At 67.7% G+C, this 22,284-nt stretch carries 24 protein-coding genes; 20 read left to right on the top strand and 4 right to left on the bottom strand.

Going from position 1 to position 22,284, the window contains the following annotated elements; all coding sequences use genetic code 11:
- Positions 1-75: 75 nt before the first annotated feature.
- Both ACLJOO_RS05970 and ACLJOO_RS05965 read left to right on the top strand, forming a co-directional pair.
- On the top strand, positions 76-720 hold the full coding sequence (locus ACLJOO_RS05970; protein WP_410787121.1) for a response regulator transcription factor: 645 nt from the start codon (positions 76-78) through the stop codon (positions 718-720).
- Positions 720-1,412, top strand: a complete 693-nt coding sequence (locus ACLJOO_RS05965) for a DUF4097 family beta strand repeat-containing protein (RefSeq protein ID WP_410785791.1) — start codon at positions 720-722, stop codon at positions 1,410-1,412. Before ACLJOO_RS05970 ends, ACLJOO_RS05965 begins: the two co-directional genes overlap by 1 nt.
- Here the strand turns inward: ACLJOO_RS05965 and ACLJOO_RS05960 are convergent.
- Genes ACLJOO_RS05960 through ACLJOO_RS05950 form a run of 3 tightly spaced genes read right to left on the bottom strand, consistent with a single transcriptional unit; the run spans position 1,399 to position 4,944 of the window.
- Complete coding sequence (locus ACLJOO_RS05960; protein WP_410785790.1) at positions 1,399-2,037, bottom strand: bifunctional 4-hydroxy-2-oxoglutarate aldolase/2-dehydro-3-deoxy-phosphogluconate aldolase; 639 nt, start codon at positions 2,035-2,037, stop codon at positions 1,399-1,401. The two genes, ACLJOO_RS05965 and ACLJOO_RS05960, sit on opposite strands and share 14 nt — an antisense overlap.
- Positions 2,034-3,638, bottom strand: coding sequence for an N-acyl-D-amino-acid deacylase family protein (locus tag ACLJOO_RS05955; protein WP_410785789.1), 1,605 nt, complete (start codon positions 3,636-3,638; stop codon positions 2,034-2,036). Before ACLJOO_RS05955 ends, ACLJOO_RS05960 begins: the two co-directional genes overlap by 4 nt.
- Position 3,639: 1 nt before the next feature.
- Positions 3,640-4,944, bottom strand: coding sequence for an amino acid deaminase (locus ACLJOO_RS05950; RefSeq protein ID WP_410785788.1), 1,305 nt, complete (start codon positions 4,942-4,944; stop codon positions 3,640-3,642).
- Between the two features lie 127 nt (positions 4,945-5,071).
- Here ACLJOO_RS05950 and ACLJOO_RS05945 point away from each other — a divergent pair, with 127 nt between their 5' ends.
- From ACLJOO_RS05945 to ACLJOO_RS05935, 3 genes are read left to right on the top strand one after another with little or no spacing between them, the layout of a single operon-like run.
- Positions 5,072-6,046, top strand: a complete 975-nt coding sequence (locus ACLJOO_RS05945; RefSeq protein WP_410785787.1) for a sugar kinase — start codon at positions 5,072-5,074, stop codon at positions 6,044-6,046.
- Positions 6,043-6,777 carry an IclR family transcriptional regulator gene (locus ACLJOO_RS05940; RefSeq protein ID WP_410785786.1) on the top strand — a complete coding sequence of 245 codons (735 nt, stop codon included), beginning with the start codon at positions 6,043-6,045 and terminating at the stop codon, positions 6,775-6,777. Before ACLJOO_RS05945 ends, ACLJOO_RS05940 begins: the two co-directional genes overlap by 4 nt.
- 11 nt (positions 6,778-6,788) lie before the next feature.
- Entirely contained in the window at positions 6,789-7,193 is a 405-nt protein-coding gene (locus ACLJOO_RS05935) for a RidA family protein (protein ID WP_410785785.1), read from the top strand.
- Here the strand turns inward: ACLJOO_RS05935 and ACLJOO_RS05930 are convergent.
- Positions 7,190-7,792 (bottom strand): SMI1/KNR4 family protein, encoded by a 603-nt coding sequence (locus tag ACLJOO_RS05930; protein ID WP_410785784.1) that lies wholly within the window; start codon positions 7,790-7,792, stop codon positions 7,190-7,192. The two genes, ACLJOO_RS05935 and ACLJOO_RS05930, sit on opposite strands and share 4 nt — an antisense overlap.
- A gap of 52 nt (positions 7,793-7,844) precedes the next feature.
- Between ACLJOO_RS05930 and ACLJOO_RS05925 the strand changes: the two genes are divergently transcribed.
- The 15 genes from ACLJOO_RS05925 to ACLJOO_RS05855 all read left to right on the top strand — a co-directional run bounded on the left by ACLJOO_RS05925 (position 7,845) and on the right by ACLJOO_RS05855 (position 22,108).
- Entirely contained in the window at positions 7,845-8,654 is an 810-nt protein-coding gene (locus ACLJOO_RS05925; protein WP_410785783.1) for an IclR family transcriptional regulator, read from the top strand.
- On the top strand, positions 8,654-9,829 hold the full coding sequence (locus ACLJOO_RS05920; protein ID WP_410785782.1) for an MFS transporter: 1,176 nt from the start codon (positions 8,654-8,656) through the stop codon (positions 9,827-9,829). Before ACLJOO_RS05925 ends, ACLJOO_RS05920 begins: the two co-directional genes overlap by 1 nt.
- Before the next feature lie 220 nt (positions 9,830-10,049).
- Positions 10,050-10,664 carry a 50S ribosomal protein L10 gene (gene rplJ, locus ACLJOO_RS05915; RefSeq protein ID WP_410785781.1) on the top strand — a complete coding sequence of 205 codons (615 nt, stop codon included), beginning with the start codon at positions 10,050-10,052 and terminating at the stop codon, positions 10,662-10,664.
- Positions 10,665-10,728: 64 nt separating this feature from the next.
- On the top strand, positions 10,729-11,115 hold the full coding sequence (rplL, locus tag ACLJOO_RS05910) for a 50S ribosomal protein L7/L12 (RefSeq protein ID WP_131286391.1): 387 nt from the start codon (positions 10,729-10,731) through the stop codon (positions 11,113-11,115).
- A gap of 222 nt (positions 11,116-11,337) precedes the next feature.
- Positions 11,338-12,285 (top strand): ABC transporter ATP-binding protein, encoded by a 948-nt coding sequence (locus ACLJOO_RS05905; protein ID WP_410785780.1) that lies wholly within the window; start codon positions 11,338-11,340, stop codon positions 12,283-12,285.
- The gene (locus ACLJOO_RS05900; RefSeq protein ID WP_130384661.1) at positions 12,282-13,055 is read left to right on the top strand and encodes an MlaE family ABC transporter permease; all 774 of its coding nucleotides are present in this window, start codon (positions 12,282-12,284) and stop codon (positions 13,053-13,055) included. The genes ACLJOO_RS05905 and ACLJOO_RS05900 overlap by 4 nt, the downstream gene beginning before the upstream one ends.
- Before the next feature lies 1 nt (position 13,056).
- Positions 13,057-13,887 (top strand): MlaE family ABC transporter permease, encoded by an 831-nt coding sequence (locus tag ACLJOO_RS05895; RefSeq protein WP_131335195.1) that lies wholly within the window; start codon positions 13,057-13,059, stop codon positions 13,885-13,887.
- The gene (locus tag ACLJOO_RS05890) at positions 13,884-15,221 is read left to right on the top strand and encodes an MCE family protein (RefSeq protein ID WP_410785779.1); all 1,338 of its coding nucleotides are present in this window, start codon (positions 13,884-13,886) and stop codon (positions 15,219-15,221) included. The genes ACLJOO_RS05895 and ACLJOO_RS05890 overlap by 4 nt, the downstream gene beginning before the upstream one ends.
- Complete coding sequence (locus ACLJOO_RS05885) at positions 15,218-16,249, top strand: MCE family protein (RefSeq protein WP_410785778.1); 1,032 nt, start codon at positions 15,218-15,220, stop codon at positions 16,247-16,249. Before ACLJOO_RS05890 ends, ACLJOO_RS05885 begins: the two co-directional genes overlap by 4 nt.
- Positions 16,246-17,259: an MCE family protein gene (locus tag ACLJOO_RS05880; RefSeq protein WP_410785777.1), complete on the top strand. Its 1,014-nt coding sequence runs from the start codon at positions 16,246-16,248 to the stop codon at positions 17,257-17,259. Before ACLJOO_RS05885 ends, ACLJOO_RS05880 begins: the two co-directional genes overlap by 4 nt.
- Positions 17,259-18,446, top strand: coding sequence for an MCE family protein (locus ACLJOO_RS05875; protein WP_410785776.1), 1,188 nt, complete (start codon positions 17,259-17,261; stop codon positions 18,444-18,446). Before ACLJOO_RS05880 ends, ACLJOO_RS05875 begins: the two co-directional genes overlap by 1 nt.
- Positions 18,443-19,672 carry an MCE family protein gene (locus ACLJOO_RS05870; RefSeq protein WP_410785775.1) on the top strand — a complete coding sequence of 410 codons (1,230 nt, stop codon included), beginning with the start codon at positions 18,443-18,445 and terminating at the stop codon, positions 19,670-19,672. Before ACLJOO_RS05875 ends, ACLJOO_RS05870 begins: the two co-directional genes overlap by 4 nt.
- A complete protein-coding gene (locus ACLJOO_RS05865; protein ID WP_410785774.1) occupies positions 19,669-20,961 on the top strand; it encodes an MCE family protein in 1,293 nt (430 codons plus the stop codon). Before ACLJOO_RS05870 ends, ACLJOO_RS05865 begins: the two co-directional genes overlap by 4 nt.
- A complete protein-coding gene (locus ACLJOO_RS05860; protein WP_410785773.1) occupies positions 20,958-21,449 on the top strand; it encodes a hypothetical protein in 492 nt (163 codons plus the stop codon). Before ACLJOO_RS05865 ends, ACLJOO_RS05860 begins: the two co-directional genes overlap by 4 nt.
- The gene (locus ACLJOO_RS05855) at positions 21,449-22,108 is read left to right on the top strand and encodes a hypothetical protein (RefSeq protein WP_410785772.1); all 660 of its coding nucleotides are present in this window, start codon (positions 21,449-21,451) and stop codon (positions 22,106-22,108) included. The genes ACLJOO_RS05860 and ACLJOO_RS05855 overlap by 1 nt, the downstream gene beginning before the upstream one ends.
- The last annotated feature ends 176 nt before the right edge of the window (positions 22,109-22,284 follow it).

Genomic DNA, 22,284 nt, shown 5'->3' with positions numbered 1-22,284 from the left:
GAGAACACTGTGGCTGAGAACACTGTGGCTGAGAACACTGTGGTTGAGGACGCTGTGGTTGAGGAGATTGAGCGGATGCGGGTGGTGATCGCCGAGGACTCGGTGCTGTTGCGTGAGGGCATCGTGCGGCTGCTGGAGGAGCAGGACTGCGTCGTGGTCGCGGCAGTCGGCGACGGCGATGCGCTGCTGAAGGCGGTCGAGGCGCATCGGCCTGACGTGTGCGTGGTCGACGTACGGATGCCGCCGACGTTCACCGATGAGGGACTGCGGGCGGCGTTGGTGATCCGCGAGCAGTACGCCGAGGTCGGCGTACTGGTGTTGTCGCAGTACGTCGAGGAGCGCTATGCGAGTGAACTGATCGGTGGGAACCCCGGTGGTGTCGGGTACCTGCTGAAGGACCGCGTGGCCGATGTCGATCAGTTCATCGAAGGGCTGCGCCGGGTCGCGGGCGGTGGCGCCGCGCTGGATCCGGAGGTGATCTCGCAGTTGCTGGTCCGGTCGCGGAAGCTGGATCCGCTGGCGGTGCTGAGTCCACGGGAACAGGACGTTCTCCGGGCGATGGCGGAGGGCAAGTCGAACGCCGGGATCGCCCAGGCGCTCGTCGTCGGTGAAGGCGCCGTGGAGAAGCACATCAGCAACATCTTCCTGAAGCTCCGGTTGTCCCCGACCGACGGCGAACACCGGCGGGTGCTCGCCGTGCTCAAGTACCTGGATACGTGATGACGACCGCGCAGCGCAGGATGCTGATCATCGGACTGGTGCCGGTGCTGGTGTTCGTGATCACCGGCGCGGCGGTGACCGTGTCGTTGATCCGGGGGAAGCTGCCGTACGAGTACTCGGCCTCGTTCACGCCCGGACCGCAAGGGGTGAAGGTGGTGTCGGGTGTGGCGATGCAGTTGCTGGCGAGCGCGGACGGACAGGTGCATGTGACGGTCGACGGGTCGTACGCCGTCGCGAAGCCCGACGTGAAGGCGTCGACGGTCGGCGGGGTGCTGGACATCGAGACCACCTGTCCCGATGTGCACTGCGATGTAGAGCTGACGGTGGAGGTGCCGAGTACGGCCGCCGTCCACGCGAAGGCCGACGGTACGTCGATGTCCGCGGTCGGCGTTGCTTCGCCGCTGACGGTGGAGGCCAACGATGCTTCGGTCACCCTGACCCGCCTGCGCAGCCCGCGGGTCTCGGTGGACGCGGTGCACGGTTCGATCGACATGCTCTTCGACAGCGCGCCGAACCAGGTCACCGCCACGGCCAGCGACGGCTCCCTCATGGTCCAGCTCCCGAGTACGGCGACATACGCGATCGACGCGCTCGCGGCGCAAGGCTCCACCGAGATCGACCTACCGAACGACTCCAGTTCCTCGAACCGCCTCTACCTACGAACCAGCTACGGCAGCATCACCGTTCAATAGCTGCGCAGAAGGTCTTGGCCTTGGCGGTGATGGACTCCCAGTTGGCGGCGGCTACGTCGGCGGGGGAGACGACGTCGGTGCCGGCGCTGACAGCCAGGGCGCCGGCGGCCAGGAAGTCGTGGGCGTTCGTAGCGTTGACGCCGCCGGACGGGATCAGTGGGACGCCGGGGAACGGGCCGTTGAGGTCCTTGAAGTACTTCGGGCCCAGTTGGTGGGCGGGGAAGATCTTCACCGCGGCCGAGCCGAGGGCGAGCGCGGTCATCACCTCGGACGGCGTGAAGGCGCCGAGCACGACCGGGATGCCGGCGGCACGCGCGGCTTCGGCGATCGCGGCCGCCTCGGGGCCCTGCCCTGGGGTGACGAGGAACTGGGCGCCGGCGTTGATTGCCTGCGTGGCCTGGTCGCCGGTCTGGACGGTGCCGGCGCCGACGACCGCGCCGGTCTCCGCCGCGGTGGAAGCGGCGCGCTCCAGGTGCCGGGGGAGGTCCGGGGTGGTGTAGGTGAGCTCGACGACGTGGATGCCGCCGGCAACCAACGCGGCGCACAGGTCGCGAGCGTCCGAGATCTCCGCGGCGCGGACGACAGTCAGAACCCGATCGGCTCGGAGCAGCTCCAGGGTGTTCACAACAGGTTCCTTTCAGCTGAGGTACGGCGAATCGCGCGGCCGGGGCGGGTCGACGTTCGGTGGGAGTCGTCGATGACAGGGGTGCCGTTGACGAAGACGTACGGGATGCCTGCGGCCTGCCGGCGGGGTTCGGGGAACGTAGCGGTGTCCTGGACCGTGGCAGGGTCGAAGAGGACCAGGTCGGCGGCGTACCCCTCGCGGATCAGCCCGCGGTCCGGGAGTCGGAGGCGGCGGGCGGGGCGGCCGGTGAGGTGGTGGATGCAGTCGGCAAGGTCGAGTACGCCGAGCTCGCGGACATAGCGGGCGAGGTACCGCGGGAACGTGCCCCACGACCGCGGGTGCGGCTTCCCGCCGACCAGGATCCCGTCCGAGCCGCCCGTGTGCGACGGGTGCTGCATGATCGCGCGCACGTTCTCCTCGTGGCCGACGTGCTGCAGGATCGAGGTGGCGAGGTCGTCGGCGAGCAGGATCTCGAAGAAGACCTCCGAGGCCGGTTTGCCGGTGCGTTCCGCGAGGGCCGCGACGGTGTTGCCGACCGCGTCGGACAGGGCCGGGTTGCGGACGCCGCCGATCTCGATCGTGTCCCACTCCACCACGCAGCCGTGGCAGCCGTCGGACCCGACCTGCTCCAGTTCGTAGCTGATGCGCTCCCGCGCGGACGGGTCGCGGAGCCGGGCGAGCAGCGCGTCCGGTCCGCCCTCGGCCGTCCAGCTCGGCAGGATCGCAGCCAGGGTCGTGGCCCCGGGGAGATACGGATAGGTGTCGGTCGTGACGTCCACCCCCGACGCGAGCGCCTTGTCGATCATCTCGACCAGCTCGGGGCCCCGGCCGGCGTTCGGGGCGAAGTTCATCACCGCATGGGTCAGGTGCAGCGCACACTCGGAGCGGCGGGCCACGTCGACCATCTCGGCGTACGCCTCGAGGGCGCCCTTGCCGTACGAGCGTTGATGTGGTGCGTAGTACCCGCCGTACGACGCGACGACCTCGCACAGCTCGACCAGCTCGTCGGTGCCGGCGAACATGCCCGGCGTGTACGTCAGCCCGCTGCTCATCCCGACCGCCCCGTCGCGCAGTCCGTCGGCGAGCAGCTGCTTCATCCGCGCGAGCTCGTCGACGGTCGCCGGACGGTTGGAGGTGCCAACGACCATCAGGCGCAACGTGCCCTGCGGGACCAGGTACGCCGCGTTGCAGGCGACGCCCTGGTCGAGGCGGTCGAGGTACCCGGCGACCGTCGACCAGGAGAAGTCGAAGTCGTCCGGTTCCCCGTTCCAGCCGGCGATCTGGCGGCGTACGACGGCTCGTGTCGGATCGTCGATCGGGGCGAAGGACAGGCCGTCCTGGCCGAGGACCTCGAGTGTGACGCCCTGGCTGACCTTGGCGGTGTGGTCCGGGTTGACCAGGATCTGCAGGTCCGAGTGCGAGTGCATGTCGATGAACCCGGGCGACAGCACCAGCCCGTCCGCGTCGATCGTCCGGTGCGCCGCCGGGAGGTCGTTGCCGATGGCCACGATCCGCCCACCGTCGATCGCGACGTCGGCGTGGTACCCGGGCCCGCCCGAGCCGTCGACGACCAGGGCCCCCGTGATCAGCAGATCCCTCATGTCAGAAGAACGTCCGGACCAGGTCGACGATCACGGGATCGGCGGCGTCCGGGTCGTCGACGACCGGGATCAGGCCCCACTTGTCGAAGGCCGTGCAGGGGTGCGACAGGCCGACCCGCAGCTCGTCGCCGATCACCACGTCCTGGTCGTCGCCGAACTGCAGGTAGCCGTGCTGGTCGTTGAGGTTCGTCACCTTCATCCCGGTGGCCGGCAGGATCGGTGAGCCCTCCGACCGCGGCCGGATCAGCTGCGGCTCGGGATAGTCCTGGTCGAACGGGAAGTCGCGGCGCCCGCCGTCGAAGATCGCCAGGCCCGGCTCGGGTTGCGACGTGATGCGCATCCAGCCGTGCATCGCCGGCACGAGCTGCTCGCCGTCCGTCCGCGGGTGCTCGCCGAGCGGCGACAACCGACGGTAGAGGCCGTCGTCGTGGGCGATGTATGCGCCGGACCGCAGTACCACGCGAGCGCCTTCGCCGGCCTCCGAGGCGAGCACCTTCGCGACCTGCTCGAAGTACTGGCTCCCGCCCGCGCTGACGATCGGTACGACGTCCTCGTCGTACAGCGGCCGCAGGCGGTGGTGAACGGTCGCGAGCTCCCGTAGGTACGCGCGGACCTCCTCGAGGTTGGCCTCGTCGACGCCGTGCCCGATCGCGCCCTCGTACCCGGCCACGCCGACGAGCCGAAGGGTCGACGCGCCGGCGATCGCCTCACCGACGGCCAGTGCGGTCTCGAGATCCCGCGCGCCGGTCCGGCCGCCGATGCCGCCGACCTCGACCATCACGTCGAGCGGTCGCGCGTCCGCGCCGACGTACGCCGAGCGGGCCGCTTCGATCTGCTGGACGGTACGGACCGAGTCGGCCCACACCATCACCTCGAACGACGGGTCGGCCGCGAGCTCGTCGGCGATCCAGCGCAGCTGCAGGGGCGAGATCACCGCGTTCGCGATCAGGACCCGCTGTACGCCGTACGCGCGGGCGACGCCGAGCTGGAATCCGTTGGCCAGCGTGATCGCCCAAGCACCGGCGTCGAGCTGCATCGCCCAGAGGGCGGGCGCCATCGTGGTCTTGCCGTGCGGTGCGAGCTCCACGCCGTGCCGGGTGCACCAGGTGGCGAGGGTGTCGACGTTGTGTCGCAGTCCGGGGGCCGACAGCGTCATCAGCGGAGTGGGCAGCTGGGACAGCCGAGGCCGGTCGGCCAGCACCTCCGCGACGGTGCGGCCCCAGAAGGCGGGCGGCAGGGCCTTGTCCTGCCAGCTCACCTGCTGATCGGCGAGCGCGGCGACGGTGTCGGCATCGTAAGCAGGCATCTGACCCCCTGGGGTTTGGGATTGCAGAATACGCAACGCTCATTGCGCATTCTGACTCGTCGGTTGTAGCATCGCGCCCGAAGTCGCGTCAACGCACATCCCATCACCCCGCCGCCAAGGAGTGCCGATGCCCGAACCGCTCCCTGAGACGGACGCGATCTGCCTGGGTGAGGCGATGATCATGCTGGCGGGCGGGCCGGGACCCCTCAAAGACGTGGAGACGTTCCGGCGGTCGGTCGGCGGAGCGGAGTGCAACGTCGCCGGTGGGCTGGCGGCGCTCGGCGTACCGACGGGATGGATCTCGCGGCTCGGGGACGACGGCTTCGGTCAGCACGTACTGCGGGATTTGCAGACGCGTGGCGTCGACGTCGGAGGTGTCGAGCTGGACCCGGTCCGGCCGACCGCGCTCTACGTGAAGGAGTCGGAGAACGGGCGCTCCCGGATGCACTACTACCGGACCGGCTCGGCGGCAGCTGCCATGAACACGGAGTTCCTGGACCGGCCCGAGGTCAGCGAGCGACTCAAGCAGGCCAAGCTCGTGCACACGACCGGAATCACTGCAGCGATCTCCACGACCAGTGCGGAGATGCTGGAGCGGCTGGCGACCGAGCCGCGCGAGTACCTGCTCAGCGTGGACCTGAACTGGCGGCCGGCGCTGTGGCGTGACAGGGACCCTGAGCCGTTGTGGCGGTTGCTGAAGGCAGCCGACATCGTGCTGATCGGTGCGGACGAGGCAGAGGTCTTCGCAGGCACAGGCGACCCGGACGAGCTGTACGAGCGGCTCGAAACGCCTGTCCTGGTTGTGAAGGACGACGCGCACCGGGCGATGGTTCTTGAGTCAGGCGGCCGCACTGAGGTTCCAGCGCTCACGGTAGACGTCGTAGAGACGGTGGGTGCCGGGGATGCGTTTGCGGCCGGTTTTCTAGCGGGGACGTTGCAGGGGTTGCCGATGGTGCAGCGGCTGCGGTTGGGGCATTTGAACGCTGCCGCGGTGCTGACTGCGCCGGAGGACCACGCACCGCCGCCGGACGCGGCTGAGCGCGAACGCCTGCTGAACGCGACCGACGAGGAGTGGGCGGCGACGAAGATCGGTGCGGCATGAGTCAGAGCCTCGGCAGGGCGTTGCAGATCCTCAAGAGCCTCGGCGAGGGGGAGCGATCGCTGGACCAGCTCGCGACCGAGCTGGGCGTGCACAAGACGACGGTCCTGCGTCTGCTGCGCACCATGGAGGCAGAGCGGTTCGTACGGCGGGACGCCCAGCACCGGTACCGCCTGGGGTCGCGTCTGTTCGCGCTCGCTGACGTCGCGCGCGAGCAACACGTCGTACGGCAGGTTGCTGCACCGCATCTGCGTGAGCTGAACCAGAAGACCGGCCAGACGGTTCACCTGGCCGCCTGGGAGAACGGTGAGGTCATCTACGTCGACAAGCTCGACAGTGTGCGCTCGGTGCGCATGTACTCGCAGGTCGGCGTACCGGCGGCTCTGCACTGCACTGCGGTCGGCAAGGTACTGCTGGCTGCGCAGCCGAAGCGGCAGCGGGAGGCGGTGCTGGCGACGCTGGACTACAAGGTGTACACGCCCAACACCATCACTGACGCGGACCGGTTGCGGGACGAGCTGGAGCTGACCAAAGAGCGTGGCTGGGCGCAGGACAAGGCAGAGCACGAGTCGTTCATCAACTGCATCGGTGCGCCGCTGAGTGACAGCACCGGACGCGTTGTCGGGGCCGTGTCGTTGTCCGTGCCCGACGTACTGCTGAACTATGACCAGGTGCTCGAGCTGCTGCCAGACCTGCTCGCCACCGCAGAAGCGATCAGTGCCGACTACAACTGATGAGAGGTCTCATGTCCGACAAGAGCGCAGTCTCCACCACCGACGCGCCGGCGCCGATGCCGGTGTTCTCGCAGGGCGTCCGCAAGGGCAACATCCTGCAGGTCTCCGGCCAGGGCTCGGTCGACCCGGCCAGCGGCGACTTCGTGTTCACCGGTGACGTGAAGGGCCAGACCACGCGGGTCCTGCAGAACATCGAGGCGATCCTGAAGGCCGGCGGTGCGAGCATCGACGACGTGGTGATGCTGCGCGTCTACCTCACCCAGCGCGAGGACTTCGCCGCGATGAACGAGGCGTACGCCGAGTTCGTGTCGACCCGTACGCCGAGCGGCGTCCTGCCGTCGCGGACCACTGTCTTCACCGGCCTGCCGCTGCCGGACATGCTGGTCGAGATCGACGCGCTCGCCGTCTTGAGCTAAACCGGCACCCGGATCAGTGGCTCGTCGTTGACGGTCCGCTGGTCCGGGCCGCGGTCCCACCAGAGCTCCTGGTAGGTGGTGAGGTACGGGTACCACCCGTTGACGCCGGTGCCGTGGTGCAGGGAGTGCACCACATCTGAGAGGTACGACGTGAGGTCCGGCCAACTAACCGTGAAGTCGCCGGTACCGTCGTGCGCCGCCATACCCAGTCGACCGCGCACAGGACCGGGGCGCAGGTCTATGACCTGAAGATCGCCGTCGCCATCGGCCCACGGGATCCAGGCCGGATGCCAGTAGGGCTCCGACTCCGGCTGATGGACGGCGAAACCGTCGACGTCCGCGGCCAGGTCCATCCGCAGCTGCCAGTTCTCGGCGATCTGGGCTGCGCTCGACGGCGGCGCCTCAGGCAGGAGGTTCGCCCAGGACGTCAGGCCGTTGTGGCACCTGAGCGACTCGATCAGCTCGGGTGGCAGCTCGACCACGCTCTGGGCCGCTTCCAGTTCTGCGTCGGTGACCGGCGCGGCGAGGACGGCGTACGTCGTCGGAGCGTTCTGGGCGAGCCACTCGTCGAGCCGGCTCCAGGAGGCGGTGATGCTCACCGGCTGGACATTACCTCGACAGGTTTCCCGTATCGCGGGATATGGTTTCACCATGCAGGAAGCGCGTGGCTCGGTGCAGTCGATCGACCGCGCTGTGGCGATCCTTCGCTGCTTCGACGCGCGGACGCCGGACCTCGGGATCAGTGACCTGGCGCGGGCGACCGGTCTGTCCACGAGCACCGTGCACCGGCTACTGCTCGCCATGCAGGAGAACGGGCTCGTCCGGCAGACCGCCCACCGGCGGTACGCGATCGGTCCGCTGGTCGTGCAGCTGGCGCACAGCGGCGGGATTCCGGCCGGCCTGCGCGACGCTGCCCTGCCGGTGCTGCGTGCACTCCGCGATGACACAGGGGAGACCGCGGCCGTGCACGAGTTGCTCCCGTCAGGGCAGCGCGTCGTCCTCGACCAGGTCGAGAGCCATCACCAGTTGCGCCGTACCTACACCGAGTTCGGCCTGCCGGTCGCGCTGCCACTCGGTGCACCGGGGAAGGTGCTGCTGGCGTTCCTGCCGTTCGAGCGGCAGCAGGAGGTCCTGAAGGGCCCGCTCGAGCAGGTGCAGCCCGCGACCATCACCGACCCGGAGGTGCTCGCGGAGCAGTTCGCGGTGATCCGCCGGCGCGGGTACGCGATGTCGCGGACCGAGCGGACGCCAGGGATCTGCAGCGTCGCGGCGCCGGTGTTCGGCTACTCCGGCGAGGTCGCCGGTTGTCTGAGTGTGTCCGGCCCCGAGATGCGGATGCCGGTCGAGCGGATGGAGGAGTTCGGGATGAGGGTCGCCGAAGGTGCCTGGTCGGTGTCGGAGTTGCTGGGGGCCACCCCGGTCGCCCGGGACCGCAGTACGGCGCTGGCCGGCGGCCGGTGATGTCACAGGCCCGAAGCCTCTGGAAAATCGCACCTGCGGTCTATCTGCCCGCTCTGCTGTACGGAATCGGTCAGGGCGCGATCGCACCCGTCGTAGCGCTGTCGGCCACGCACCTGGGCGCCTCGGTCGCCGTAGCCGGTCTGGTCGTCGCTGCAGCCGGACTGGGCCAGGTGATCGGCGACATCCCAGCTGGCGCACTCACGAACCGCATCGGTGAGCGCAGCGCGATGCTGTCCGCCACCGTCCTCGTAGCGCTTGCACTAGCGGCCTGCCTGGTCGTTCCAACCGTCTGGGGTCTGGCCATCGCCATCGGCTGCACCGGACTGGCCGGTGCCGTCTGGGGCCTCGCCCGGCAGGCCTACCTGAGTGAAGCCGTACCGATCGAGCGACGGGCCCGTGCGCTGTCCACACTGGGCGGCGTACAGCGCATCGGCTCGTTCATCGGTCCGTTCCTCGGTGCAGGCGCGATGAAGTTCCTCGGTACGGACGGCGCGTACTGGGTGCACCTGGTGGCCGCCGTACTCGCCTGTGCTGTCCTCGTGAGCCTGCCGGACGTCGCCAACCGACGCGGGAAGGGACCGATCGCGGCACAGTCGACCTGGGGCGTCATCCGCGACCACTTCCCGGTACTGCGGACTCTCGGTGTCGGAGCGTTGCTCGTCGGGGCGGTGCGGGCGTCGCGGCAGGTGGTGATCCCGCTGTGGGCGTTGCACATCGGACTGGACCCGCAGACGACCAGCATCATCTTCGGACTGTCCGGTGCGGTGGACATGTTGCTCTTCTATCCGGCCGGTTCGGTGATGGACCGGCTCGGTCGCAAGTGGGTCGCCGTACCGTCGATGTTCGTGCTGGGGTCAGCGCATCTGCTGCTGCCGTTGACGCACAGCACGGCCACCCTGACAGCGGTCGCGTTGCTGATGGGGATCGGGAACGGGCTGGGCGCCGGCGTGATCATGACCCTGGGCGCGGACGCGTCGCCGCCGGTCGGACGAGCCCAGTTCCTCGGTGCGTTCAGGCTCTTCGCAGATACTGGCAACGGTGCCGGACCACTACTGCTCGCAGGTGCGACTGCGCTGCTCGGACTGGGGCCGGCGATCGTGATCATGGCCGGAACCGGGTGGGCCGCGGCCACGGCGATGCACCGGTGGATCCCTGCCCATCGGCGCCCGATTTGATTAAGCGTGTGTACGCAAGGCACACTGTTCATTGCCGAAGACCGCTGGTTGTCACTTTCGAGTGACTGAAGGTCCCACTCAGGTGGGCGGCCCGCGCAGGTGACTTGGATAGTGATATCTGTATGTTCACGCCCCTTGCACCTGTGCAGGGGCGCTTTCTTTTTGGGGCACAGACATTGTCAGGGGTCTTAGGCAAGGAAGCCGAAAGAAGGAGACCCCCATGGCGAGGCCGGACAAGGCAGCCGCTGTCGCGGAGCTGACGGACGAGTTCCGTAGCTCCAACGGCGCCGTGCTGACCGAGTACCGCGGTCTCACCGTTGCGCAGCTCAAGCAGCTTCGAGTTTCGCTCGGTGACGACGTGAACTACGCCGTGGTGAAGAACACGCTGACCAAGATCGCGGCCAAGGATGCGGGAGTCGACTCGTTCGACTCGCTGCTCGAAGGCCCCTCGGCAATCGCCTTCATCAAGGGCGACCCGGTGGTTGCGGCCAAGGGTCTGCGTGACTTCGCCAAGGCGAATCCCCTGCTCGTCATCAAGGGTGGAGTGCTGGACGGTAAGGCACTCGGCTCTGACGAGATCAGCAAGCTCGCTGACCTGGAGTCGCGTGAGGTCCTCCTCGCGAAGCTCGCAGGTGCGATGAAGGCGGCCCCGCAGCAAGCGGTGTCGCTGTTCGCTGCTCCGCTGTCGCAGGCCGCGCGCCTGTTCGCGGCGCTGCAGGACAAGTTGCCGGCCGCCGACGCCCCAGCGGCGGCGGATGTTCAGGACACCGTCCAGGACACGGTCGAGGCACCTGCCGAGGCGAGCACCGAGGAGACCGCCGCAGCTGACAGCTGAGGCATCTCACCGCAACACCCCATCAGTGATCACCAAGCACCATTTGTTAGGAAGGACCGCCACCATGGCGAAGCTCAGCACCGAAGAGCTCCTCGGCCAGTTCAAGGAACTGACCCTGCTGGAGCTGTCGGAGTTCGTTAAGGCGTTCGAGGAGGAGTTCGGCGTCACCGCCGCCGCCCCGGTCGCCGTTGCCGCCGCTCCGGGCGCGCCGGCTGCCGCTGCCGAAGAGGCTGCGGAGCAGGACGAGTTCGACGTCGTTCTCGAGTCGGCCGGCGACAAGAAGATCCAGGTCATCAAGGAGGTGCGCGGTCTCACGAGCCTCGGCCTGAAGGAGGCCAAGGACCTCGTGGAGTCGGCCCCGAAGCCGATCCTGGAGAAGGTCGACAAGGCTGCCGCGGAGAAGGCCAAGGAGGCCCTCGAGGGCGCCGGCGCCACCGTCACCCTGAAGTGATGTCGCTTACGTTCCGTCAAGGAGCGTAACGAATGTGTAGAGAAGGGCGGTCCCCGCAAGGGGGCCGCCCTTCTGCCATTACGTGATGGTTAGTATCGCAACCGCTTGACTTCCAGGGGTTACGCAAAACCGTACTCGTGCGTAACCTAGGCCACTGCTCCGTCGTTGGAACCGCGTACTCGTCGGTTCGGGGCAGCCAGAACATTCCCGTGAGGAGGGCCGGTGGGCGTAGAAGTCCGCGTCGAAGGTCTCACCAAGTCCTTCGGCAGCCAGCTGATCTGGGGCGATGTGTCCCTGACGCTGCCGGCCGGTGAGATCTGCGTGATGCTCGGCCCGTCCGGTACCGGCAAGTCCGTGTTCCTGAAGACGCTGATCGGTCTGCTCAAGCCCGACAAGGGCCACGTGTATATCGAGGGCACCGACATCGCCACCTGCAGCGAGCGCGAGCTGTACGACGTCCGGCGGCTGCTCGGCGTGCTGTTCCAGGACGGCGCGATGTTCGGCTCGATGAACCTGTACGACAACGTCGCGTTCCCGCTCCGCGAGCACACCAAGAAGTCCGAGTCCGACATCCGCTCCATCGTGATGGAGAAGATGGAGATGGTCGGCCTGGTGGGCGCGGAGAAGAAGCTGCCCGGCGAGATCTCCGGCGGTATGCGCAAGCGCGCCGGCCTGGCCCGCGCGCTGGTGCTGGATCCGCAGATCCTCCTGGTCGACGAGCCCGACTCCGGCCTGGACCCGGTCCGTACGTCGTTCCTGAACCAGGTGATGATCGACCTGAACGAGGCGTTCAGCCCGACGTTCCTGATCGTCACGCACGACGTCAACACCGCGCGCACCGTGCCGGACAACATCGGCATGCTCTACCACCGGCACCTGGCCATGTTCGGCCCGCGGGAGATGCTGCTGTCCAGCGAGGAGCCGGTGGTCCGCCAGTTCCTGAACGCGCAGATGGTCGGCCCGATCGGCATGTCCGAGGAGAAGGACGCCGACGAACTGGCCGCCGAGGCCGGCCAGGAACTGCCGCCGCTGCCGCCGATCCCGATCCAGCAGCTGCCGAGCAGCGGCATGCTCCGGCCCACTCAGCGGGAGCCGGGCGCCTGGTGCCGGGAGCACGGCGTCACGCCGCCACCCGGCTCGTTCGCCACTTCGACGGTGGGGGCCAGGTGACTGTTTCTGCCACCGCCCCGCTGAAGCAGGCAGGTTCGCTGTTCGCCTTCGCTCTCGACACCGGCCGGGCCACGTTCCGCCGGCCGTTCCAGGTGAAGGAGTTCCTCCAGCAGGCCTGGTTCGTCGCGAGTGTGACGATCATCCCGACCGCACTGGTCGCGATCCCGTTCGGCGCGGTGATCGCGCTGCAGGTCGGCGGCCTGATCAAGCAGTTCGGCGCGCAGGCCTTCACCGGATCCGCCGCCGTACTGGCCGTCGTCCGGGAGGCGTCGCCGATCGCGACCGCGCTGCTGATCGCCGGGGCTGGTGGCTCGGCGATCTGCGCGGACCTCGGCTCGCGGAAGATCCGTGAAGAGCTGGACGCGATGATGGTGCTCGGTATCGACCCGATCCAGCGCCTCGTTGTACCGCGGGTGCTGGCGACGATGCTGGTCGCGTTCTTCCTGAACGGTTTCGTCAGCGTGGTCGGTGTGATGGGCGGCTACGTCTTCAACGTCGTCCTCCAGGACGGCACACCCGGTAGCTACATCGCGAGCTTCACGGCGCTCGCGCATCTGCCCGACCTGTGGCAGGGGCAGGCGAAGGCGCTGGTGTTCGGGTTCATCGCCGCGGTCGTCGCGTCGTACAAGGGCTGTAACGCGGGCGGCGGGCCGAAGGGCGTCGGCGACGCGGTGAACCAGTCGGTCGTCATCACGTTCATGCTGCTGTTCGTCGCGAACTTCTCGATGACCGCGATCTACTTCCAGCTCGTTCCGCCGAAGGGGGCCTGACGTGTCGGCCTGGGTGGACGTGCTGGTCAAGAAGCCACTGAACTCGCTCGACCATCTCGGTGAGCAGCTCGCCTTCTACATCAAGGCGCTGGCCTGGTCCGGCAAGTCCGTCACGCGGTACCGCAAGGAGATCCTCCGGCTGCTCGCCGAGGTCACCCTCGGCAGCGGCGCGCTCGCGGTGATCGGCGGCACCGTCGGCGTGATCACGTTCCTGGCGTTCTTCACCGGCACCGAGGTCGGCCTGCAGGGCTACTCGGCGCTGAACCAGATCGGTACGTCGGCGTTCGCCGGCTTCGTGTCGGCGTACATCAACACCCGTGAGATCGGCCCGTTGATCGCCGGTATCGCGCTCGCCGCGACCGTCGGCTGCGGTTTCACCGCGCAGCTCGGCGCGATGCGGATCAGCGAGGAGATCGACGCCCTCGAGGTGATGGCGATCCCGTCGCTGCCGTTCCTGGTCACCACCCGGATCATCGCCGGCCTGATCGCGGTGATCCCGCTGTACGTCGTCGGCCTGCTCTCGTCGTACTTCGCGACCAGACTCACCGTCACCACGTTCTACGGGCAGAGTACGGGCACGTACGACCATTACTTCCACCTGTTCCTGCCACCCGGAGACGTGCTCTGGTCGTTCGGCAAGGTGCTGGTGTTCTCGGTCCTGGTGATCCTGGTGCACTGCTACCACGGCTACCACGCGAGTGGCGGCCCCGCTGGTGTGGGCGTCGCCGTCGGTCGCGCCGTACGGACGTCCATCGTCGTGATCAACGTCGTCGACCTGCTGCTGTCGATGGCCATCTGGGGTACGACGACCACCGTCAGGCTGGCCGGATGACGAGACTGATCTCGCACAAGGTGCTGGGCGTCGCGTTCATCGGCGTCCTGGTCTTCCTGCTCTGGCTGACCTACGCGTTCTACGCCAAGGTCTTCACGAAGACCGTGGACGTCGAGCTCAAGACCAGCCACATCGGCCTGCAGCTCAACGAGCACGCGGACGTGAAACTGCGCGGCATCATCGTCGGCGAGGTCCGCGGGGTCTCCACCGACGGCGACGAGGCGACCGTCGACCTGGCGCTCAAGCCCGACCAGGTGGACGAGATCTCCGCCGCGGTCAGCGCCCGGATCCTGCCGAAGACGCTGTTCGGCGAGAAGTACGTCGCGCTGGTGCCGCCGAGCGGTCCAGCTGGCACAGGGGGTCGGCACATCAAGGCCGGCGACGTGATCAGCCGGGACAAGACCGCGGTCGGCATCGAGATCGAGAAGGTGCTGAACGACGCGCTGCCGCTGCTCCAGGCGGTCGACCCGGCCGACCTGAACGCCACGCTGAACACGCTCGCGACCGCACTCGAGGGCCGCGGCGCCGAGATCGCCGGCACCCTCACCCAGCTCGACGGGTACCTGAAGAAGCTGAACCCGCACGTCCCGAAGCTGATGGACGCGCTCGCCAAGCTCACCCAGGTCTCCGACATCTACGGCGACGCGACGCCGGACCTGGTCCGCGCGCTGCGGAACCTGACGATCACCGGCAACACGGTCGTCGAGAAGCAGAAGCAGTTGCAGCAGTTCTTCGTCGACGTGCAGAACCTGTCCACGACCGGCGACACGTTCCTGAAGGCGAACGAGGACCGGGTGATCCGGCTCGGCCAGGTCAGCCGCCCCGTGCTCGACCTGCTGGAGAAGTACGCGCCAGAGGTGCCGTGCTTCCTCCAGGTGATGACCGAGACCGCCCCGATCCTGAACGACACGTTCCGCGACGGCCGGCTGAACATCAACCTCGAACTGATCACCAACCAGCCGACGCCGTACGAACCGAACGAGAAGCCGGTGTACGCCGACCATCGCGGCCCGACCTGTGTCGGCAAGAACTACAGCCACCCCGGTTCGAAACCGGGTCCGTACAACCAGCAGAACCCGGCGCCGTACATCACCGGTGACGACGGCGTGATCGGCGACCACAACAAGAACCAGCGCTTCCCGCTCGACCTCCAGCTGAACCGGGCCATGCCCGGGTTCGCGATGGACACCCAGGGCGTCGGATCGCCGGCCGAGCAGAAGGTGATCGACTCGGTCGTCGGCCCGGAGATGGGCGTCGCCGCGAACGACGTACCGGATCTGACGACCCTGATGGTCGGGCCTCTCCTCCGCGGCGGGCAGGTGAACCTCAAATGAGCTTCTTCGACCGGAAGACGACGTTCGACACCGTCCGGCTCGGGATCTTCGTGGTGGTCACGACCGTCGCGACCGCGCTGCTGGCGGTGACGATCGGGAACATCAGCTTCAACCCGACCACGAAGTACCGTGCGGTCTTCACCGACGCGGTCGGGCTGAACCAAGGCGACGACGTCCGGATCGCCGGGGTGAAGGTCGGGCAGATCGACAAGATCGCCCTGTACGAGAACACGTTGGCGATGGTGACGTTCAGCGTCGACTCCGACCAGGTGATCGACACCTCGACACATGCGACGCTGCGCTACCGCAACCTGGTCGGCAACCGGTACCTCGCGCTCACCGACGGCATCGGCGGCGGCGACCGGCTGAAGAAGAACGGCGTCATCCCGAAGGAACGCACGACGCCGGCGCTCGACCTGTCGGTGCTGTTCAACGGCTTCAAGCCGCTGTTCACCGCGCTCACCCCGGCGGACGTGAACCAGTTCGCCTTCGAGGTGATCAAGGTGCTGCAGGGCGAGGGCGGCACGATCGAGTCGCTGCTGGCCAAGACGGCGTCGCTGACCACCACGCTGGCCGACGCCGACCAGGTGATCGGCGACCTGATCACGAACCTGACCTCGACGCTGCAGATCGTGTCCCAGCGGCAGGCGAACTTCTCCCAGCTGCTGATCAACCTGCAGCAGTTCATCACCGGTCTGAGCCAGGACATCAACCCGATCCTCAGCTCGCTGACCTCGATCAACTCGCTGAACACCAAGACCGCGGGCCTGCTGCAGCAGACCCGGGTGCCGATCAAGGCCGACCTGGACAAGCTGCGCGCCGTCGCCAGCACGCTGGACGACACCCAGGCGATCTGGGTGAAGACCCTGCAGTTCATGCCGGAGAAGCTGAACACGATGACCCGGACCGCGTCGTACGGCTCCTGGTTCAACTTCTACCTGTGCAACTTCGACGGCAACGTCACGCTGCCCACCGGCACCCGCATCCCGGTCTCGTACCAGCTCAACTCGGCGAGGTGCGCGAAGTGAAGCCCTTCCGCGAGCAGAACCAGGTCACGATCGGCGTGATCGGGCTGACGGTGATCGGCCTGATCATGCTGGCCGCGTTCAAGGCGCAGGATCTGCCGCTGATCGGCGGCGGGACGAAGTACTCCGCGCAGTTCTCCGAGGCCGGCGGCCTGAAGGCGAACGACGAGATCCGGGTGGCCGGCGTCCGCGTCGGCAAGGTCCGCGACGTCGAACTCGAGGGCACCCACGTCCGGGTCGACTTCGTGGTCGACAAGGGCGTGAAGCTCGGCGACCAGACCGGCGCCGAGATGAAGATCAAGACCCTGCTCGGCCAGAAGTACCTGAAGCTCAACCCGGCCGGCCCCGGCGAGCTGAAGCCGGGCTCCGAGATCCCGCTGGCCCGGACGATCTCGGCGTACGACGTCGTGGACGCCTTCACCGACCTGGCCAACACCACCGAGCGGATCAACACCGCTCAGCTGGCGAAGGCCCTGGACACCTTGTCGGCGACGTTCAAGAACACACCCGAAGAGGTCAAGGCGTCGCTCACCGGCCTGTCCCGCCTGTCCCGGAACGTGGCCGCCCGCGACGAGCAGCTCAAGCTGCTGCTGCAGCACTCGAACGTGGTCACCAAGGTTCTTGCCGACCGCAACCAGCAGCTGATCAAGCTGATGAAGGACGGCAACAAGGTCTTCCAGGCCGTGCAGGCCCGGCGGGCGCTGATCCACCAGCTGCTGGTGTCGACGCAGAAGCTGTCCGCGCAGATCACCGCGCTGGTCCGGGAGAACCGCAAGGACCTCGGGCCGACGCTGCAGAAGGTGAACGCGGTGCTCGCCGTACTCCTGCAGAACCAGAACTCCCTGGACGCGAGCATCAAGGGCCTGGCGCCGTTCGTCCGGGTCTTCACGAACACGCTCGGCACCGGGCCGTGGTTCGACACGTACCTGCAGAACCTGGTGCCGGTGCCCGAGATCCCACTGCCCAAGGTGCTGCCCACCGGGCTGCCCCCGATCCTGGGAGGTGGCGGCTGATGCGGGTGAACGCGATTTCGAGGCTGATCGCGATGGCGGTGGTCCTGGTGATCATCGTGGTCGGCGCCGTGTCTCTGTGGCCGAAGCCCGAGCGGGTGACGGCGACGGCGTACTTCCCGCGCGCGGTCTCGGTGTACCCGGGATCGGACGTCCGGATCCTCGGCATCAAGGTCGGCGAGGTGGAGAGCGTCACGCCGGCCGGCCGTAGCGTGCGCGTGAAGTTCTGGTGGGAGGCCAAGCACAAGGTCCCCGCCACCGCGAAGGCGGTGATCGCCTCGCCGTCGATCGTCGCGGACCGGTACGTGCAGCTCACCCCGGCGTACTCCAAGGGCGCCGTGATGGCCGACGGCGCGCAGATCCCGCTCGACCGGACCGCCGTACCGCTGGAGCTCGACCAGATCTACCAGAGCCTCAACGACCTGTCCGTGGCGCTCGGGCCGAAGGGCGCGAACGACCAGGGCGCGCTGGCCCGGCTGCTCGACGTCTCGGCGAAGAACCTGAACGGCCAGGGCGCCAAGCTGAACCAGACCATCACCGACGTCTCGAAGCTGACCAGCACGCTGTCGGGCAACTCGTCGGCGCTGTTCAACACCATCCGGCAGCTGCAGACGTTCGTGTCCGCGCTGGCCGCGAACGACCAGCTGGTCCGGCAGTTCAACACGAACTTCGCCACGGTCTCGACCACGCTGGCCGGTGAGCGCAAGGATCTGGGTGCGTCGCTGTCGCTGCTCGCCACCGCGCTCGGTGAGGTCGCGACGTTCGTCAAGGAGAACCGGACGCTGGTGAAGAACACGGTCACCGGCGCCACCAAGCTGTCGCAGATCCTGGTGAACGAGAAGGCCGCGCTGGCCGAGGTGCTCGACACCGCGCCGCTCGGTCTTGGCAACCTGGCCCGGATCTACAACCCGCAGTTCGGCACGCTGGACCAGCGCATCAACCCGGGACAGCTCGACGACCCGGCGACGTTCGTCTGCTCGCTGCTGCTGCAGGCAGGGCAGTCGATGTCGATGTGCTCCACGCTGAAGCCGGTCCTCGACGCGCTCGCCAAGCTGCCGCTGCTCGAGCAGCTGACCGGCACCGCACCGGTCAGCGGCGGCCCTGCCGGTACGCCGTGGGCGCCGACGCCGAAGGCCCCGCTAAACAGCCCCGACCCCGTGGACCCGACGCTCGGGGGGTTGGTCAAGTGAGACGCCGTACGTCGATCGTCGCCGGAGTCATCGCGCTCGCGACGCTGCTGAGCGGCTGCGACTTCTCCGTCTACTCGCTCCCGCTGCCGGGCGGCGCGAAGATCAAGGGGCCGTCGTACACGGTCACCGTGGAGTTCGCGGACGTCCTGGACCTGGTGCCGAAGTCGTCGGTGAAGGTCGACGACGTCACCGTCGGCACGGTCGAGAAGGTCTGGCTGGACGGGTACGTCGCCAAGGTGCGGATCAAGCTGCCGAAGAGCCTCGCACTGCCGGACAACACGCACGCCACGATCCGCCAGACCAGCCTGCTGGGTGAGAAGTTCGTGTCGCTGGCCGCGCCGACCGGGTCCGAGAAGCCGCGCGGCAAGCTCGACAACGGCGAGCTGATCCCACTGTCCAGGACCACCAGCAACGTCGAGGTCGAGGAAGTCCTGTCCGCGCTCTCGCTGCTGCTGAACGGCGGCGGCGTGGCCCAGCTGCAGATCATCACGCAGGAGCTGAACAAGGCGCTGACCGGCAACGAGCCGGCCATCCGCAGCGTGCTCACCCAGCTGAACACGTTCGTCGGCACCCTGGACCAGAACAAGGACCGGATCGTCACCGCGATCAAGTCGGTGGACGCGCTCGCCAAGAAGCTGAACGCGCAGAAGGCGACGCTGGCGACCGCGATCGACTCGCTGCCGACGTCGATCGCGACCCTGGACAAGCAGCGCGCCGCGCTGGTCAAGACGCTGCAGGCGCTGGCCACGCTGGGCAACACCGCGACCCGGGTGATCACGTCCGCGCAGAAGGACCTGGTGGCCAACCTGCAGTCGCTGTACCCGATCCTCACCAAGCTGGCCGAGGCGGGGGAGAACCTGCCGAAGTCGCTGGAGCTGCTGTTCACCTATCCGTTCCCCGACAACGCCGCCAAGGCCGCGAAGGGTGACTACACCAACCTCGGGATCACACTGGACGTGAACACCAAGAAGGCACTCGACGGCCTGCTCGGGATCCAGCTGCCGACGGTCGGCCCGACCGCGATCCCGACCAACCGGATCAGCCTCCCGGTGCACCTGCCGACCAGTCCGGCCCAAGGCAGCGTGCTGCCGTCGCTGCCGGTCCCGACCGGGACCGCGACGACCTGCATCACCGTGCTCGGGCTGCCGGTCTGCTCGCCGAAGCTGAACCGGTCCGGGTTCGACCCTGACCTGGCGAAAGCGCTGATGCCGGGGGTGGTCGGATGATCACCAGAGCGGTCCGGATCCAGCTGATGGTGTTCCTGCTGATCACCGTCGTCGGCGTCGCCTTCGTCGGCGCGAAGTACGCCCAGATCGACAAGCTGATCGTCAACACCGACTACACCGTCAGCGCCAGCTTCGTCGAGTCCGGCGGCATCTTCGCCGGCGCCGAGGTGACCTACCGCGGCCAGCCGGTCGGCCGGGTCGGTCAGCTGAAGCTGCTCGACGACGGCGTCCAGGTGGACATGGACATCGACAAGAAGTTCAAGATCCCGAACGACCTGCTCGCGGTGGTCGCGAACCGGTCGGCGATCGGCGAGCAGTACGTCGACCTGCAGCCGCGCCGCGACGGGGCGCCGTACCTGCAGGACAACTCGAAGATCGACCGCAAGGACACCGCGATCCCGATCGACACCACCGAGCTGCTGCTGAACCTGGACCAGCTGGTGAACTCGGTCGACAAGGAGAGCCTGCGGACCACCGTGCGCGAGCTCGGGACGGCGCTGAAGGGCAAGGGCACCGACCTGCAGAAGATCATCGACAGCTCCGGCAAGCTGATCGACGACGCGGACGCGAACGTGCTGCAGACCATCAAGCTGATCAACGACGGCGACACCGTGCTCGCCACCCAGGTGGCCAGCGGCGACGCGATCAAGACCTGGGCGAAGAACCTGGCGCTGCTGTCCGACACCCTGGTCAGCTCGGACAAGAACCTGCGGACGGTCATCGACCAGGGCTCGCTCGCGTCCACCCAGCTCACCGGCCTGATCCAGGACAACAGCGCATCGATCGCGGTGCTGCTCGGTAACCTGCTGACGGTGAGCGAGTTGACCGCGGTCCGGCTGGACGCCGTCGAGCAGTTGTTCGTCGTGTACCCGCTGGTGTCGATGGGCGGGTACGTCGTACCGGCGAAGGACCCGGGGACCGGGCACTACGACGCGCACTTCGGCCTGGTCCTCGGGATCAGCCCGCCCGCCTGCCGGCCCGGGTACGGCGGCACGGACAAACGGGTCCCGCAGGACGTCAAGCCCACCCCGGCGAACACCAAGGCCGGATGTACGGCGGACCCGTCGACCGGGATCAACGTCCGCGGCTCGCAGAACAAGCCGACCCCGTCGTCGAGCAGCGACCTCAACCGGGGCGGGTACGGGGTCGGCTACGACCCGGCGACCGGTGCCGTAGGCGGGACCGGTGGGACGCCGGGAATGATCCTCGGCTCCACCGGCGGACAGCAGGACCTGCTCGGCAGTGACTCCTGGAAAGCACTCATCCTTGGACCGGTGACCGGCCAGTGATCGCACGGAACGGCCGGCTGGTGCTGGCCTGGGCTCTCAGCCTGCTGCTCCTGGTGGCGATCACCGGCCTCACGCTGTCGGTCGTCGCCCTGAGCAAGCAGCGGGCCGACGACTCGCAACGCGACGGCGCGATGAAGGCGGCGCGGCAGTTGGCGCTGGACTTCACGACGTACGACTACCAGACCTGGGACGCGGACTCGAAGCGGGTCATCGACGACTCCACCGGGCAGTTCAAGCAGGAGTTCCAGCAGGGGATCGACGCGGTGAAGACCGACGTGGTGACCAACAAGGCGACCTCCAAGGGCGACGTCAAGGAGGCCGCCGTGGTCTCGAACGACAAGGACTCCGCCCAGGTGCTGGTGATCGTGAACGCGGTGGTGACGAACACGGCCTCGGCCGAGGGCGTCCAGCGCCGGTACCGGATCAAGCTGGACATGGTTCGCGAGAAGGACCGCTGGCTGACCGCCGACCTGCAGGTGGTGGGCTGATGTCCGACCGCCGCAGCCGCCCGCGGATCGCCGGCCAGCGCCGTACGGCGAAACCGGACGTTGCCGAGATCGAGCCGGTCGAAGAGGATGTGACCCCGGCCACAGCAGAGGTCGTGGATGAGGTTGTCGAGAAGACACCCGAACCAGAAATATCTACGGAGAGTGAGCAACCTGCCCGCGGTCTGGGTACTGCGCTGACCGCTGCGCTCGGCATCGTCGTGGTCCTCACCCTGACCGTCGCCGCAGTGCTCGGGATCAAAGCCTGGCACGGCCAGCAGGCCGAGGACGCCCGCAATCAGGCCGCCGCCGCGGGCCGGAAGGCGGCTGAGACGGCGCTCAGCTATGACTACCGTGACCTGGACAAAAGCTTCGCCGCCGCGCGCGCGACGATGACTCCGGAGTTCGCCGCGAAGTTCGACGAGACCGCGAAGGTGGCCGGCGAACTGGCCACCAAGACCAAGGCCACGGTGAAGGCCGACGTCCGCGAGGTCGGGGTCCGCGACGGCGACGCCGACCGGGTCACGCTGATCATCTTCGTCAACCAGACGACCACCAGCACGATCACGAAGGGTAGTCCCCGGGTGGACCTGAACCGGACCCGGTTCACGATGGTCCGAAACGGCGACCGATGGCTGGTCCAGGAGATCGCCGGACTGTAATCTCTAGGTAACTCCGCACCAGAGGGGCGCCGGGTGTCTCGTGGGTGATCTACCCGCTGGAGACTCCGGGTCGGTCCTTGACGGAGAGGGTGGTCCGACGGCAAACTATTGGACCCCATTGGACAGGCTTGCCTGGATCCGGTAGCCTATTGCTTTGCGCTGCCTTTTCTCTCGCC

Origin of the sequence: Kribbella sp. C-35, from assembly GCF_046549195.1 — a bacterium.
Lineage (GTDB): Bacteria > Actinomycetota > Actinomycetes > Propionibacteriales > Kribbellaceae > Kribbella.
The sequence above is the reverse complement of the archived record's forward strand: the minus strand, read 5'-3'. Positions and strand labels throughout refer to the sequence as shown.

What these genes read in the sequence shown, in the direction of transcription:
- ACLJOO_RS05945 (WP_410785787.1), top strand. Translation starts at nt 5,072, where the DNA reads ATGCCCGAACCGCTCCCTGAGACGGACGCGATCTGCCTGGGTGAGGCG.
- ACLJOO_RS05875 (WP_410785776.1), top strand. Translation starts at nt 17,259, where the DNA reads ATGCGGGTGAACGCGATTTCGAGGCTGATCGCGATGGCGGTGGTCCTG.
- ACLJOO_RS05965 (WP_410785791.1), top strand. Translation starts at nt 720, where the DNA reads ATGACGACCGCGCAGCGCAGGATGCTGATCATCGGACTGGTGCCGGTG.
- ACLJOO_RS05970 (WP_410787121.1), top strand. Translation starts at nt 76, where the DNA reads ATGCGGGTGGTGATCGCCGAGGACTCGGTGCTGTTGCGTGAGGGCATC.
- ACLJOO_RS05890 (WP_410785779.1), top strand. Translation starts at nt 13,884, where the DNA reads ATGACGAGACTGATCTCGCACAAGGTGCTGGGCGTCGCGTTCATCGGC.
- ACLJOO_RS05885 (WP_410785778.1), top strand. Translation starts at nt 15,218, where the DNA reads ATGAGCTTCTTCGACCGGAAGACGACGTTCGACACCGTCCGGCTCGGG.
- rplJ (WP_410785781.1), top strand. Translation starts at nt 10,050, where the DNA reads ATGGCGAGGCCGGACAAGGCAGCCGCTGTCGCGGAGCTGACGGACGAG.
- ACLJOO_RS05955 (WP_410785789.1), bottom strand. Translation starts at nt 3,638, where the DNA reads ATGAGGGATCTGCTGATCACGGGGGCCCTGGTCGTCGACGGCTCGGGC.
- ACLJOO_RS05865 (WP_410785774.1), top strand. Translation starts at nt 19,669, where the DNA reads ATGATCACCAGAGCGGTCCGGATCCAGCTGATGGTGTTCCTGCTGATC.
- rplL (WP_131286391.1), top strand. Translation starts at nt 10,729, where the DNA reads ATGGCGAAGCTCAGCACCGAAGAGCTCCTCGGCCAGTTCAAGGAACTG.
- ACLJOO_RS05925 (WP_410785783.1), top strand. Translation starts at nt 7,845, where the DNA reads ATGCAGGAAGCGCGTGGCTCGGTGCAGTCGATCGACCGCGCTGTGGCG.
- ACLJOO_RS05950 (WP_410785788.1), bottom strand. Translation starts at nt 4,944, where the DNA reads ATGCCTGCTTACGATGCCGACACCGTCGCCGCGCTCGCCGATCAGCAG.
- ACLJOO_RS05940 (WP_410785786.1), top strand. Translation starts at nt 6,043, where the DNA reads ATGAGTCAGAGCCTCGGCAGGGCGTTGCAGATCCTCAAGAGCCTCGGC.
- ACLJOO_RS05920 (WP_410785782.1), top strand. Translation starts at nt 8,654, where the DNA reads ATGTCACAGGCCCGAAGCCTCTGGAAAATCGCACCTGCGGTCTATCTG.
- ACLJOO_RS05855 (WP_410785772.1), top strand. Translation starts at nt 21,449, where the DNA reads ATGTCCGACCGCCGCAGCCGCCCGCGGATCGCCGGCCAGCGCCGTACG.
- ACLJOO_RS05935 (WP_410785785.1), top strand. Translation starts at nt 6,789, where the DNA reads ATGTCCGACAAGAGCGCAGTCTCCACCACCGACGCGCCGGCGCCGATG.